The following is a 12,929-nucleotide window of genomic DNA, read 5'->3' on the forward strand; positions in this document are numbered from 1 at the left end:
CTGACTGTTACTAATCGGTCGAGGGCTTGACCTGAATGGTTGTGTTCACAAAATGGAATGATAGATGTAATGTGTATGCGGTTTTGAAGGTATATCGGAAAGGCCATCGGAGAAATCCGGTGGCTTTTTGTAATTATTTTCCGCAAAATACTTGTTTTTCGAAAAAGATTGTGTTATAGTAACGATTGTTAGGAAAAGATTCCTGAGGTATTCCTCGATAGCTCAATGGTAGAGCATTCGGCTGTTAACCGAAGGGTTGTTGGTTCGAGCCCAACTCGGGGAGCTAAGATGAAGAAGCGATACAGAAATGAGAAATCATAGCTGTATCGCTTTTTTGCTGTCTGTAGCCATTAAGAAATGCCATCTAACATTTTGACGGTTTTCCATAACATTTCTTCCTGTTCATGGAAAAAAGATTTCGTTATAATAAAATCAGACAGATCACGGAACATGTGCAGAGTCCGGAGTCGTGTCCAGGCGGAACTTTTTCCGATAGGCGCTTGGCGTCATGCCCTGCTTCTGGCGGAAGGCTTTGGTAAAAACTTCGGCATTCCGGTAACCACAGGAAAAAGCGACCGTTTCGATGGAGAGATCCGTATACGATAAAAGCTCGAGCGCACGCGTGATCCGGCAGGAAGAAAGATAGTCCTGCGGTGAGGTATGGAGATATTTTTGAAACAGGGTATAAAGGTAACTTCGGTTGATGCAGACATATCTGGCAATATCCGAGACAAGGATTTCATTGGAATAATTATTTCGGATAAACTCAACGGCTTTTTCCACGTAAAGATTGCCACTCTCCCGTGCAAAAGGGTCGGCAAGCGTGATTTCGCGGGAAAGAATTGAGAAAAACTGGTATAGACAGCCTTCCAGAAGATACTGGTCAGAGGTGTCATAGGTATTGTGCTTCTGCATCTGAAACAGGAGGGACTGCAGTTCACCGGAAAAGTTGCACTGGTAGACAGGGTGCTCCTCGGAAAGACCGAGTTCCTGTACATAAGAGGCAGCTTTTTCGCCGTCAAAACCGATCCAGAGATAGGTCCAGGGATCATCCGCATCGGCTTCATAGTAGGTGCGGACATTTGGCATCAGGAAAAAGCCCTGTCCGGCGGTTAAGCGGTAAGTGCGGTTTCCGATGGTAAAAATGCCTTTCCCGGAAATAATATAGTGGATCACGTAATTGGGGCGGACAGCCGGGCCGTAGCTGTGGAACGGCTGGCAGGCTTCGTAGCCGCAGAAGCAGAGATAAAGATCCGAAAATTTATGCTTTGGGACGGGAAGTGTCCAGGAAGTTTCCATAAGTATACCTCACAAAATGAATCATCAGAAAAGCCGGAATGTCACAAAAGGATGAGATTCCGAAATGTCAGTAAAATTATATCGTGTTTTGCAGGATACTGCAAGCCGCTGTAGAAGATCAAAGGCCCGGAGTAGCAGCCGTTGCGGTTCACGCAGCACCGGAACACTTGCTGTTCGGGTATGTAAGAAAGTGATTTTGGTGTGAGCAGCCCGAAAAAATGCGATAAGATAAAGGAGAAAAAACTATGGCAATCAAAGTAAGTGAAAATGGACGGTTATTTACCCTCCAGACAAAAGACAGCAGTTACCAGATGTTCGCAGATGACAAAAATGTGCTTCTGCATCTCTACTATGGAGAAAAAATCGGTGAGGAAAATCTTTCCGGTCTGATTTTCTGTACAGATATGGGATTTGCAGGAAATCCGGAGGAGGCAGGCCCTAACCGGAAATATTCTCTTGATGCACTTCCGCAGGAAATTCCGGGAAGTGGTGTCGGTGATTTCCGTGATGATATGATTGAGATCCGCCACGCGGACGGCAGCTTTGCAGCAGATTTTCGTTTCGATTCGTTCGAAATTCTGGATCATTCCTATGCTATTCCCGGAATGCCGGCGCTGTACGATACAGAGGAAGAAAAAGGTGAGACTCTTGTTATTACAATGACGGAGAAGGCTTCCGACATTGTGCTGAAGCTGTTTTACGGTGTATTTGAAAAGGAAAATGTGATTACGAGAGCGGCAAGACTCGAAAATCACGGAGAAACGGCAATTGAGCTGGAAAAAATGCTGTCATTCAGCATGGATCTGATGTATGAAAATTATGAGATGATCTATTTCTCGGGTCGTCATGCGATGGAGCGTACGGCGGAGCGGATTCCGGTGCAGCATGCAAAAGTCGAGATCGGAAGCACCCGCGGTACATCGAGCCATCATTACAATCCGGCTGTGATCCTCTGCGAGGAGGGTGCGGGTGAGACACACGGTTCCTGCATCGGCGCATGCCTCGTTTACAGCGGAAACTTTGTTGCGGCAGCACAGAAGGATCAGAAAAATCAGACCCGTTTTCAGATGGGTATTCATCCGACCAATTTCTGCTTCCATCTGGAAAAAGGAGAGGCGTTCGATACCCCGCAGGCAATCTTAAGCTATTCCGGAACCGGCCTTACCAAACTGTCACAGCAGTATCATGAGATCATCCGCGAGCATATCTGCCGTGGCGCATACAAGCATGCCAAACGACCGATTCTGATCAACAACTGGGAAGCAACCTATTTTAATTTCAACGAAGAAAAAATCCTGAAAATTGCAGAACAGGCGCAAAAGCTTGGCATTGAGATGCTGGTGCTTGACGATGGCTGGTTTGGAAAACGAGAGGATGATAACAGTGGTCTCGGTGACTGGTTCGTCAACGAGAAAAAGATGAACGGCTCCATGGCGCAGCTTGCAGAAAAAATTCACAAGATGGGCATGAAATTCGGTCTCTGGTTTGAGCCGGAGATGATTTCCGAGGACAGTGATCTTTACCGTGCACATCCGGACTGGGCATTTGCAATTCCTGGCCGTGTGCCGAACCACAGCAGAAATCAGCTTGTACTTGATATGACGCGTGAGGATGTGCGTGAGTATCTGCTGGAGCGTCTGACAACCATCGTTCATGATGCAAAGATTGATTATGTCAAATGGGATATGAACCGCAGTGTCTGCGATGTTTACAGCCATGTGGCAGCACAGAGCCGAAACGGAGAGCTGTATCACCGCTATGTGCTCGGTGTTTACGATTTGATGGAAAAATTCCTTGCCGCATGCCCGAATCTGCTGCTCGAGGGCTGCAGCGGAGGAGGCGGAAGATATGATGCCGGTATGATGTATTACTCTCCGCAGATCTGGTGCAGCGATAATACCGATGCGATCAACCGCCTGTCTATCCAGTACGGAAGCTCGTTCTTCTATCCGATCAGTACCGTTGGTTCCCACGTTTCTGTATGCCCGAACCATCAGACCGGCCGTGTGACACCGTTCCGGACAAGAGGCGATGTGGCGCTGGCAGGAAGCTTTGGATATGAGATGGATCTGAATAAGATTTCAGAGGAAGAAAAAGAGATGGTAAAAGAGCAGGTTGCTGCGATGCATGAATATTACGAGCTCACACACGAAGGCCTGTATTACCGTCTGACCGGACTGAAAAAACAGGATTTCATGGCATGGGAGTTCGTGGCAGAGGATCAGAGCCGCGCACTGCTTACGATCGTAAAGACTGACGCAGAAGGAAATATGCTTCCGGTTCACACGAAAGTGTGCGGTCTTGCAGAGGATAAGCTGTACCGCTGCAGCCTGGACCAGGAAGTCCGCCTTGGCCGTACCTGGAACCGTGCGGGGCTGACCCTGCATCAGGTGCTGGGAGAGTATGAGAGTATCCGGGTCGAATTTACAGAAGTAAAATAAAAAAGATAAGAAAAATCTTCAACTGGATTTGAGGGGGAGGGAACCTCAATCTGGTTGGAGATTTTTTTGCATAAAGAAAATCAAGGCAGGAGGGAAGGAACGTACTCTTTACAGTGCAAAAATAGTTGTGATACAATAAGCAAAAGAAATTTTCTGACAGAAAATAAAGACGGAACTGTCAAGAAAGGAAATTGTACATGAGAAACAGAAAAAACTGTTTAGCGGTTCTTCTGATGACAACTATTGTGGTAATGGGATGTGGAAATCAGCAGGTGAAAAAGGAGAATCCATCGGCTGTCTCCGAAAGAGCATCCAGTGTCCAGGATGAGTCAGAAGATGGTGAAAAAGAGTTTCTTTCTACATACCAGAATATTATAATCACACTTCCAGAAGGCTGGAATGTAATGAGAGATGAAAAAATCCAATGCAGTTTCATATCGGAAGATGGGGAAAGTCTTGAGATATCGTATCGGGAAGGAATGGCAAAAGTGATACTTATGGATTTTCCGGAGGACGAAGAGAGCGCTGAAAATTTGCTCTATCCGAATGAAATAACAGGGGAAAACAGCATCAGTGATTTTATGGTGAAAACAGCTAACGAAGGAAAAGATAACGAGAGTTCCTTTTATCGTTTCCAGGTAAAAAATTCCCAGCAGATTCCGATTGCATTTTTCTGCGGGGTGAAAACGGAGAATGAAGGGTATCAGATCATATGGAAAAAAGGAAGCGGCAGCAACGATACACAGCAAATCGTGCCGGAAATACTGGAGTCTCTGCAGTTCCCGGACAATGAGCTGCTGACAGAAACATTTCAGACGGCCTGCAAGGAGCAGAAAAGAGCTCTGGAAGCAGAAAATAATTCGGATGGCGTGAAAAAGCAGAAGGGTAAGAAAACCGTCACCTGTATCTCACCGGTCAATGTACGTACAGAACCCAACGTCAGCACAAGCCAGGTCATCGGAGCTCTGACGACAGGGGAAGAAGTGGAAATGCTCGGAAAAGAAAACGGATGGTACAAGATTTCGTATGAGGGAAAAACGGCGTATGTGTACGAAGACTATGTGAAAGAAAAAGAAAATTAAAAAAATCATATTTTCAAAAAAGCTGCCGAAGCAAACAGAACCGGCAGCTTTTTTGAAATAATTTTGAAAAAGAAAAATCCCGGAAACTATCTGTTTCCGGGAAAGAAGAGGCGTCGACCGGATTTGAACCGGTGGATACTGGTGTTGCAGACCATTGCCTTACCACTTGGCTACGACGCCATATGACTCCGACGGGAATCGAACCCGTGTTACCGCCGTGAAAGGGCGATGTCTTAACCGCTTGACCACGGAGCCGAAGTTTTTGTTTTGTCTGCCGTGATTTTTGCTCAGCGACAAGTAGTATATTATCATAAGAAAACGAGTTTGGCAAGTGTTTTTTGAAAAAAAATCAAAAATTTTTGAGATTTGTGTTGCCGTGCATTCAGAAGGAAAAAATTTGAGTTTCGCTGTGTAAGAAAGTGATTTATCTTTGCGTAGATATAAAAAGGAAACAGAAAAATTTGCCGGGTCAGGGCATGGCCTTTCGATATTCTTCCGGTGACATACCAAAAGTCCGGCGGAAAATGCTGGCAAAATAGCTGGGGCTTTCAAATCCGGTATGCAGAGCAATTTCCAAGATAGAAAGCGAGCTGCCGGTAAGAAGATCTGCGGCTTGGGTTACGCGGTACTGGTTGATATAGGAAATAGGCGTTGTGTGAAAGTGCGTTTTGAAGAAACGACAAAAATATTGTGGATTCATATTGAGTATAGCAGCAAGATCTGAAAGACGGATTTTAGAATCATAGTTATCCTGAATATAACGTAAGAGTTTTTTACACTGATCAGATCTTTCTTTTTTACGAGTGCAGAGGGGTTCCGGATGAAGAAAAAGCTGGTATTGCGCCAGAAGTGCAAGAATCCGATACATGTCACTTTTGATCAGAAGAAACCAGCCGATGGGTTTGGTATCGTATGCATACAGGATTTCCTGGAAAAGCTCAGATAATGTCAGTACAAATGTTTTCTGTGTCTGAGAGGAGGCTTCAGCAGCAGAAAGCTCTTCCAATGGAAAAGCCGGAAGAAGCAGTTGATATGCCATACTTGTTCGTGAAGAGTTCAGTTGCCTTGAATTTATCATGAACAGGGACACGATCAACTGGATTCTGAAATAACTGAATACAGGAGGTCGAACATGGAGCATTTACCAAAGAAAATCCATCAAAACGGAATCAGCTACACGCTGGTGGGAGACTACTACATCCCCGATCTGGAGCTACCGGAGGAAAGCCGCCCCATTGGGCGGTGGGGCCGGATGCACAAAGCGTTTCTGCAAGAACACCGGCCCGGCCAGTACAATGCCCTGCTTCTGTCGGGAAAACTCTGGACATATCTTGCTGACCTGAACGAACAGGCCGCTGACCGGCTGGCGTGTATCGTCTCGCAGATGCAGGAGGCGGAGGGTGTCACCGAGGAACTGAAAGCCCGTGACCAGCTTGCGTGGGTCGGGGGCATGAACAGCATTCGCAGCCGAGCAGAGGAAATCATCCTCTCTGAGATGATTTTTGTTTAAGGAGGTGCCTGTCTATGAGATACCGTATCGAATACGCCGATGGGCGTTATTGTAACTTTGCCAACGGCAGGGCTGAGCTGCTGAAATGGCTGAAACTGCTGAAGCAAGAGGAAATCTCCGACATCCGCAAAGTATATAAAAGCGGTGTGTCAGATTCCGTCCTGGAAACATACCGGAATTATATCCGCCCAGCATAAGGAGGGGCGCTTATGGGTACAGATATAGAAAAATTGGTTGATTTGATGATTCAGGAGCGGATGCAGAGCCAGTTTGCTAAGTGGCGGGAGGCAGAAACCGGCACGGAGAAAAAAGAGGACTGCCTTCGCTTGGAAAACGAGTATGAAAAAGCAATCAGCGCATTGTCTGAGGAACAGAAGGACGCTGTAAGACACTACTGTGATTCTATTTTCGATTCTGGTGCAGAAAGCGAGTGCTTCTTTTACCGGCTGGGCCTCAAAGATGGCATCCGTCTCTGGAAGTTTATGAAAAAGCTGATGAAAACGGTCAGCTAACGGATGTATAACCACATATTTTATTCCGCCCACAAACGGGTCGAAAGCCGTCCAACGGTACAGATTGGGCGGCTTTCCTGTTATCTGCGTTTCTTCCGCTTGGGCGCATAGTACGGCTGCGGCTTGGCCTTTCCTCTCATGTTGTTGGGATTTTTGAGCATTTTGGACAGGCTCAGTATCCGCAAAAATGCAGAGAAGTCCTCTGAGGAAATCTTCTCGAAGGGTATCTGCATTCTGTCGCAAAATTCGTGGATTACCACTTCCTCTTGGCTGCCCTGTTCGAGCGCCTGTTCAAACTTTTCCTTGACGTCATCCAGCGTGGGCTGCGGGTCGGCGGTGGTCTTGTCCTTGCGGTGTGCTTCCCGGATGTCCCGGACGATGCTGTCCAGATCATCGTGCATGACATGGCTGTAAAAATCGCTTTCCTGCACCTGCCCCAGTTCCAGCGTCCGCATATAGAGGTCATCTTCTCCGGGCGCATACTTGCTCATGACGGTCTGCCGGGTGGCCTCCAACACCAGATTCATCTGCTCCACCCGCATATTGGCGATCTGGTCGATGCAGATTTCCATATCTATCATCAGCCGCCGGAAATTCGGGTGGGCAGCCAGTTCGCAGAGAAGCCGGTTGTTGATTTTGCCGCTGCTCAAAAGTTCCACCATATCATCACTCAGATGCAGAGATTGAAGTTCTGTGTTTGGGTGATTTTTATTTTCCGTCAGCCCCATCAGATAGTCGGTGGACACGCCGTAAAAGTCCGCCAGCGTTGCAATCGCAAACGGGCTGATGTCCTTGTAGTCATCGGTTTCGTATTTTCCCAGCGCGGATTTAGACAGGCCGGTCTGCTCCGCCAGTTGTTCCAGCGTCAGGTGCTTGTCCACCACCCGCAGGTCTTTGAGCCGCTCCGGGATTGTCAGCTTTGCGTACATCCAAAGCCCCCTCTCTCGTTATCTTTTTCAGTGATTACACCCATTATAGCACGATTCCATAAGCGTGGAAATATGCGGATTTCGAGCGTTTTTCCGACGTTTTGGATATACGGGAAAGGGCCTCTTTTTTCGGTAAACTGGTTCTTGCAGACAGGCACAGAACCTTGAAAATCGAATGACCGGCTGCAAGGGGTATGGCCTCCGGGGAAGTGACGCCAGGACAGAAATCGAGCACACCAAAGAGGCCGATACGCCGGGAGAAATTCCGGGCAGGAGCGGCTTGCAGGCAGACCGGCGGACAGGAAACAAGTTTATCATGCGGGGCGCATGGCTCCGCAGCAAAGAAATGGAGGAAATCATTATGACACTGAGTATGAAAGAAAAGAAGATTCTCTACGCTTACGGCTGTCTCAGCCACCACAATACGGTGACACGGCTGAAATGGCTGACGGCTCTGACGGTTGACCCGGAGGCCAAACGCCGGATGCTGGGGCTGGCCCGGAAGGTGGAGACGGAGATGAACGAAAGCTGGTACGAGGATTTTTATCACCATCTGCGCATGGAGATGGACGAGTACCGCCGTCTCAAGCGCAACCTGCGTGTGCTGAAATCTTACACCGATTATGAGGAGGATCTGTATGAAGAAGCTGTCTAAGTATGAGAAAGAAACCATCATCAACTGGAACGAGGCGGAGAACCTTGCCAGCGTCTACACCTTCAACGCCAGCTTGAAGCGCAGGCTGGCTGATTTCAGCCGGAAGTACCCACTGTTGTGCCGGTTGGAGCGCAGCACGCCGGAGGGCAGCGTGACCTATGTGCTGGACAAGTCCCGGCTGTCGATCCGGCTGGTGCCTCCGTACAGCGAAGAACGGAAAGCCGCCGCAAGGGAGTACGCAAAGGAGCATGGCTTTCAGGTGGTGGTAACGGAAGAAAAAATCGCCTAAAATCGGGGTGTTTACGGGAAAAATGACGGGTCTGCACCCGATGTTTTGACCGGCAATCCCCGCAGGCGTATTCCGTATCCACTCCCCGCCTATGGGCGCAAATGTGTGGATACGGAGCCGGTGAAACTGGCAAACACCGTTCCTGCGGTGGAAGCCAGCTTCGCCGGTGCGGAAGTACAGAGGGCGGCCAGCCCTTTGTGGCGGGGTGCAGGGGCGGCAGCGCACTGCTGGGGTCAAGGGGCAACGCCCATTGGCAGGGTAAGGGCGGCAGCCATTATCGGGTCAAGGACGAAGTGCCTTGGCAGGTTGAGGGCAGCCGCCCCATCGGGTCAAGGGTGAAACGCCTTGCCCAGGGAAAGTTGATGCCTGCGTCAACTTGTATTGGGTATTACCTGACGCAAAATTCGCAGGATTTGCGGCTTCGCCGCCCCTTCCCCGGCCCCAGAACATCTTCGCAGGAAGGAGGAAATCTGTTTGAAACTGACACGACACAATGGACGCTCCGGCAAGCATGGCACCTATAATCCCCGCCACAATGACCGCCGGTTCGATGTGGAGAACAGCGAACACATTGACGCAGAACGGGCAAGGCAAAATGTCTACTGGGACTGCTACCGGGGCTTTACCACCCATGAGTTCCGGGAGAACCCGGAGCAGCCGGATTTCAGCTTTGAGGAAATCGAGCGGATGTATTACTACGAGCATTACGGCGGCTATGTGGAAGCTCAGAACGCCCGGAATGAGAAAACCCGGCACACCGAGCGCAACCGCACTGTGGAGGACTTGCTGAAAAACAACAAGACCTGCCCGGAGGAAAGTATCTACCAGATCGGCACGATGGGAGAATCCGTCTCGCCGGATACGCTCTTTTCCATCGTCAATGAGTTTTATCAGGAATTTGAGCGCCGCTTCGGTTCCCATATCCACATCCTGGACTGGGCGCTCCATCTGGACGAGGGGACGCCCCACATCCATGAGCGGCACGTCTTTGACTGTGAGAACCGCTATGGGGAACTGTGCCCCCAGCAGGAAAAGGCGCTGGAAGAACTTGGCATCCCTCTCCCCAACCCGGAGAAGCCCAAAGGCCGGAACAACAACCGCAAGCAGACCTTTGATGCGGTCTGCCGGACGATCCTGTTTGACATCGCCAGACGGCATGGGCTGCATCTGGATCAGGAGCCGTCCTACGGCGGGCGGGACTATCTGGAAAAACAGGATTATATCCTGATGAAGCAGAAGGAGCAGCTTGCGGCGCAGGAGCAGAAGCTGGAAGAACTGACGCTCAAAATCGAGGACGTGGAGACGCTGTTAGATGATGTTTCCGATGCGGCCTATGACAAGGCGGTGGAGGTGGTGACCGATACCGTCCGGCAGGAGACACACAAAGAAGATATTCGTCTGATCGAGGAAACGAAAAAGTGGGTGCTTTCGCCGGAGCGGAAGGCCCCGAAGAAGGAGCGTGACTACGCTGCCGCCCGTCTGGATGGAGTGATTACCAAAATCAAACGGGTCATGCAGAACGCCCTGGCAAAAATCCAGAAAACTCTCATGCAGCCGGAGGTCAAGAAGGCCGGTAAGGAGCAGATTAAGGAGAAGGCCAGAGAATCCATCCGGGAGAAGCTGGCGAAAGGCAGGCTGAACGCTGACCGAGATAACCGGGAACGCTGGGAACGTGAGGGGCGGATTGCTCCGAAAAAGAAACACGATATGGAGTTATGAGGCACCTGATTTTCTGCGGAAACGGGTGCTTTTTTCTCTGCCTGGAGGTGAGAAAATCGAATATATTTGAAGCGGTGAAGGAGTCTGTCACCACAAGGCAGGCTGCGGAATATTACGGGGTGCAGGTTGGCAGGAATGGCATGGCCTGCTGTCCCTTCCATGATGACAAACATCCCAGTATGAAGATTGACCATCGGTTCCACTGCTTTGGCTGTCAGGCAGATGGGGATGTGATTGATTTTACCGCCCGTCTGTTTAGTCTGAGCAGTAAGGAGGCGGCGCTGAAGCTGGCGGAGGATTTCTCTGTCCACTATGACGCCAAAGGCCATGACCCGCCCCGCAGGAGGCCGGTCAAGCGAAAAATCAGCGAGGAACTGCGTTACCGGCAGGCGGAGCAGAAATGTTTCCGGGTGCTGTGCAATTACCTGCATCTGCTGGAACGCTGGGAGAAGGAATACGCCCCGCAGACGCCGGATGAAGCGTGGAATCCGCTGTTCGTGGAGGCCCTGCAAAAGAAACCGTACACGGAATATCTGCTGGATATTCTCTTGTCCGGCAGCATGGAGGAACGTGCTTCCGTGGTCGCTGAGTATGGAAAAGAGGTGAGGAAGATTGAGCAGCGAATATCAGAGTTTACCGCTAGCCACCCGGCAGGCCGCCATGAGCGCAGCCGAAGCCTTAGCGCCGGAGCGGAGCGTTGATGAGGTGCGGGAAAGCCTGTCCGTCACCGAGAAGGGCCAGCCCGCCAACACCATCGGCAACTGCCGGACGGTGTTCTGCCATGACCCTCTCCTGCGTGGGGCGATCCGCCTGAACCTTTTGACTGACCGGGTGGACATTGTACAGGATTTAGGCTGGCGCAGGAATACCAGTGCCCTGACGGATACGGACGTGAAATATCTGCTTCTCTATTTTGAGCAGACCTATGGCCTGACCAGTGAGAAAAAGATGACGGCGGCGCTCTCCATCGTGGCGAATGAGAACTGCTACCATCCCATACAGGACGTGCTAAACGGCCTTGTCTGGGACGGGACGCCCCGCATCCGCTCCTGTCTCCATCATTTCTTAGGTGCGGACGAGAGCGACTATGTGGAGGAAATGCTGAAACACTTTTTGCTGGGGGCTATCCGGCGGGTATTCCGCCCCGGCTCCAAATATGAGGAAATGCTCTGTCTGGTGGGCGGTCAGGGGGCTGGCAAGTCCAGCTTCTTCCGCTTGCTGGCGATCCGGGACGAGTGGTTCAGTGACGACCTGAAAAAACTGGACGATGACAGGGTGTATCTGAAGCTGCAAGGACACTGGATTATCGAAATGTCGGAGATGCTGGCTACCAGCAGCGCCAAAAGCATTGAAGAAATCCGCTCCTTTATCAGCCGCCAGAAGGAAACCTACCGGACGCCCTACGAGGCCCAGCCCAAAGACCGGCTGCGGCAGTGTGTGTTCGGCGGTTCGTCCAACACACTGGACTTCCTGCCCCTTGACCGGGCCGGAAATCGGCGCTTTTTGCCGATCATGATTTACCCGGAGAATGCAGAGGTTCACATTTTGGAGGACGAGGACGCCTCCAGAGCCTATCTTTTACAGGTCTGGGCGGAGGCCATGACGATTTACCGCAGCGGCCACTACTCTATGAAGTTCAGCAAGTCCATCCAGCGCCAGCTGGTGGAGGTGCAGAAGGATTTCATGCCGGAGGACACCGAGGCCGGACAGATACAGGGCTTTCTGGAACACTACACCGGCAGCATGGTCTGCTCCAAACAGCTGTTCAAGGAGGCGCTGGGCCACACCTACGATGAGCCGAAGCGGTGGCAGCTGCACAATATCAACGAGATCATGAACACGGTGGTGACGGGCTGGAAACCATTCTCCAATCCCCGGATGTTCACCGGATATGGCAGGCAGAGGGGCTGGGAACGGGACGTTTCCGGCAACGAACTGCCCGGCAACGAAGATGGATTTGTGGAGCTGACCGAGGAAGAATGCTGCCAGCTGGAACTGCCGAAGGAGTGGATCGCATAAAATTAGCGGTCTGTTGCCGGGATGGTTGCCACTTGGTTGCCGGGTTTGTTGCCGGGGATTCTCCGGTCTGGATACGGAAAAAGCCTGTAAATAAGGTATTTTCTAATATCTATCTCTATCTCCGGCAACGAAAACAACGAGATTTTTCAAGAAAATTGATAAAGTAAGATTTGCAGGTCAGACGGTAGTTTACAGGTTTTCAGAGGTTCGTTGCCGGACTTCGTTGCCAGTGCTGCCGTCTGGCCTGCTACTCTATGGAGGTAGCCTATGGAAAAAAGCAAACAGCAGAAAAATAAAGTCCGTTTTGTGGTGGTGCGGGAGTTCTCCGGGGAGAAGTCCATGCGGGAAGCCTTTGAGCAGCTGATCGAGCGCCAGACCTGCGAACACTTCGAGGAATGGCTGGAACAGCGGGAAATGGCCGAAAACGCTGCGTAAAAACGGTTGATTCAGGGGCAGGGACATGGTACTATAATG

The 12,929-nt window shown here is 50.4% G+C and carries 14 protein-coding genes and 3 tRNA genes; 12 read left to right on the forward strand and 5 right to left on the reverse strand.

Annotated elements, in window-relative coordinates:
• The first annotated feature begins 211 nt into the window (after window positions 1-211).
• A tRNA-Asn gene (locus DWX00_RS05465) sits at window positions 212-283 on the forward strand.
• 158 nt (window positions 284-441) lie between these two features.
• Here DWX00_RS05465 and DWX00_RS05470 read toward each other — a convergent pair.
• Window positions 442-1,299, reverse strand: coding sequence for an AraC family transcriptional regulator (locus DWX00_RS05470; protein WP_117802316.1), 858 nt, complete (start codon window positions 1,297-1,299; stop codon window positions 442-444).
• 245 nt (window positions 1,300-1,544) lie between these two features.
• Here DWX00_RS05470 and DWX00_RS05475 point away from each other — a divergent pair, with 245 nt between their 5' ends.
• Window positions 1,545-3,740 carry an alpha-galactosidase gene (locus DWX00_RS05475; protein WP_117804868.1) on the forward strand — a complete coding sequence of 732 codons (2,196 nt, stop codon included), beginning with the start codon at window positions 1,545-1,547 and terminating at the stop codon, window positions 3,738-3,740.
• Window positions 3,741-3,937: 197 nt separating this feature from the next.
• Window positions 3,938-4,822 carry an SH3 domain-containing protein gene (locus tag DWX00_RS05480; RefSeq protein ID WP_117802317.1) on the forward strand — a complete coding sequence of 295 codons (885 nt, stop codon included), beginning with the start codon at window positions 3,938-3,940 and terminating at the stop codon, window positions 4,820-4,822.
• A 108-nt stretch (window positions 4,823-4,930) separates the two neighbouring features.
• Here DWX00_RS05480 and DWX00_RS05485 read toward each other — a convergent pair.
• The 3 genes from DWX00_RS05485 to DWX00_RS05495 form a co-directional block, all read right to left on the reverse strand.
• Window positions 4,931-5,002: transfer RNA gene (locus DWX00_RS05485), tRNA-Cys, on the reverse strand.
• A 3-nt stretch (window positions 5,003-5,005) separates the two neighbouring features.
• Window positions 5,006-5,077, reverse strand: a tRNA-Glu gene (locus DWX00_RS05490).
• A 214-nt stretch (window positions 5,078-5,291) separates the two neighbouring features.
• On the reverse strand, window positions 5,292-5,861 hold the full coding sequence (locus DWX00_RS05495) for a helix-turn-helix transcriptional regulator (RefSeq protein ID WP_158565884.1): 570 nt from the start codon (window positions 5,859-5,861) through the stop codon (window positions 5,292-5,294).
• Between the two features lie 93 nt (window positions 5,862-5,954).
• Here DWX00_RS05495 and DWX00_RS05500 point away from each other — a divergent pair, with 93 nt between their 5' ends.
• From DWX00_RS05500 to DWX00_RS20035, 3 genes are read left to right on the forward strand one after another with little or no spacing between them, the layout of a single operon-like run.
• Complete coding sequence (locus DWX00_RS05500) at window positions 5,955-6,332, forward strand: TnpV protein (protein WP_055219871.1); 378 nt, start codon at window positions 5,955-5,957, stop codon at window positions 6,330-6,332.
• A 14-nt stretch (window positions 6,333-6,346) separates the two neighbouring features.
• On the forward strand, window positions 6,347-6,529 hold the full coding sequence (locus DWX00_RS05505; protein ID WP_055219873.1) for a hypothetical protein: 183 nt from the start codon (window positions 6,347-6,349) through the stop codon (window positions 6,527-6,529).
• Between the two features lie 12 nt (window positions 6,530-6,541).
• Window positions 6,542-6,844, forward strand: a complete 303-nt coding sequence (locus tag DWX00_RS20035) for a hypothetical protein (protein ID WP_055219875.1) — start codon at window positions 6,542-6,544, stop codon at window positions 6,842-6,844.
• Between the two features lie 80 nt (window positions 6,845-6,924).
• Here the strand turns inward: DWX00_RS20035 and DWX00_RS05515 are convergent, their stop codons facing one another.
• Window positions 6,925-7,773, reverse strand: a complete 849-nt coding sequence (locus DWX00_RS05515; protein ID WP_055266762.1) for a helix-turn-helix domain-containing protein — start codon at window positions 7,771-7,773, stop codon at window positions 6,925-6,927.
• A 175-nt stretch (window positions 7,774-7,948) separates the two neighbouring features.
• Between DWX00_RS05515 and DWX00_RS20040 the strand changes: the two genes are divergently transcribed.
• The 6 genes from DWX00_RS20040 to DWX00_RS19840 all read left to right on the forward strand — a co-directional run bounded on the left by DWX00_RS20040 (window position 7,949) and on the right by DWX00_RS19840 (window position 12,890).
• The gene (locus DWX00_RS20040) at window positions 7,949-8,428 is read left to right on the forward strand and encodes a hypothetical protein (protein WP_226906287.1); all 480 of its coding nucleotides are present in this window, start codon (window positions 7,949-7,951) and stop codon (window positions 8,426-8,428) included.
• On the forward strand, window positions 8,412-8,717 hold the full coding sequence (locus DWX00_RS05525; protein WP_055222220.1) for a hypothetical protein: 306 nt from the start codon (window positions 8,412-8,414) through the stop codon (window positions 8,715-8,717). The genes DWX00_RS20040 and DWX00_RS05525 overlap by 17 nt, the downstream gene beginning before the upstream one ends.
• Window positions 8,718-9,191: 474 nt before the next feature.
• Window positions 9,192-10,436 (forward strand): hypothetical protein, encoded by a 1,245-nt coding sequence (locus tag DWX00_RS05530; protein WP_055266764.1) that lies wholly within the window; start codon window positions 9,192-9,194, stop codon window positions 10,434-10,436.
• Window positions 10,433-11,137, forward strand: coding sequence for a CHC2 zinc finger domain-containing protein (locus DWX00_RS05535; RefSeq protein WP_055266766.1), 705 nt, complete (start codon window positions 10,433-10,435; stop codon window positions 11,135-11,137). Before DWX00_RS05530 ends, DWX00_RS05535 begins: the two co-directional genes overlap by 4 nt.
• Window positions 11,097-12,455, forward strand: coding sequence for a virulence-associated E family protein (locus DWX00_RS05540; protein ID WP_055221981.1), 1,359 nt, complete (start codon window positions 11,097-11,099; stop codon window positions 12,453-12,455). Before DWX00_RS05535 ends, DWX00_RS05540 begins: the two co-directional genes overlap by 41 nt.
• Window positions 12,456-12,722: 267 nt before the next feature.
• Window positions 12,723-12,890, forward strand: coding sequence for a hypothetical protein (locus DWX00_RS19840; protein WP_164468434.1), 168 nt, complete (start codon window positions 12,723-12,725; stop codon window positions 12,888-12,890).
• Window positions 12,891-12,929 lie beyond the last annotated feature (39 nt).

Source organism: Blautia sp. AF17-9LB, from assembly GCF_003479185.1.
Classification (GTDB): domain Bacteria; phylum Bacillota; class Clostridia; order Lachnospirales; family Lachnospiraceae; genus Fusicatenibacter; species Fusicatenibacter saccharivorans.

Bases quoted from the DNA above. Each gene is read 5' to 3' on its own strand.
- DWX00_RS05470 (WP_117802316.1), bottom strand. From the start codon at position 1,299: ATGGAAACTTCCTGGACACTTCCCGTCCCAAAGCATAAATTTTCGGAT.
- DWX00_RS05475 (WP_117804868.1), top strand. From the start codon at position 1,545: ATGGCAATCAAAGTAAGTGAAAATGGACGGTTATTTACCCTCCAGACA.
- DWX00_RS05480 (WP_117802317.1), top strand. From the start codon at position 3,938: ATGAGAAACAGAAAAAACTGTTTAGCGGTTCTTCTGATGACAACTATT.
- DWX00_RS05495 (WP_158565884.1), bottom strand. From the start codon at position 5,861: ATGGCATATCAACTGCTTCTTCCGGCTTTTCCATTGGAAGAGCTTTCT.
- DWX00_RS05500 (WP_055219871.1), top strand. From the start codon at position 5,955: ATGGAGCATTTACCAAAGAAAATCCATCAAAACGGAATCAGCTACACG.
- DWX00_RS05505 (WP_055219873.1), top strand. From the start codon at position 6,347: ATGAGATACCGTATCGAATACGCCGATGGGCGTTATTGTAACTTTGCC.
- DWX00_RS20035 (WP_055219875.1), top strand. From the start codon at position 6,542: ATGGGTACAGATATAGAAAAATTGGTTGATTTGATGATTCAGGAGCGG.
- DWX00_RS05515 (WP_055266762.1), bottom strand. From the start codon at position 7,773: ATGTACGCAAAGCTGACAATCCCGGAGCGGCTCAAAGACCTGCGGGTG.
- DWX00_RS20040 (WP_226906287.1), top strand. From the start codon at position 7,949: ATGACCGGCTGCAAGGGGTATGGCCTCCGGGGAAGTGACGCCAGGACA.
- DWX00_RS05525 (WP_055222220.1), top strand. From the start codon at position 8,412: ATGAAGAAGCTGTCTAAGTATGAGAAAGAAACCATCATCAACTGGAAC.
- DWX00_RS05535 (WP_055266766.1), top strand. From the start codon at position 10,433: ATGAGGCACCTGATTTTCTGCGGAAACGGGTGCTTTTTTCTCTGCCTG.
- DWX00_RS05540 (WP_055221981.1), top strand. From the start codon at position 11,097: ATGAGCGCAGCCGAAGCCTTAGCGCCGGAGCGGAGCGTTGATGAGGTG.
- DWX00_RS19840 (WP_164468434.1), top strand. From the start codon at position 12,723: ATGGAAAAAAGCAAACAGCAGAAAAATAAAGTCCGTTTTGTGGTGGTG.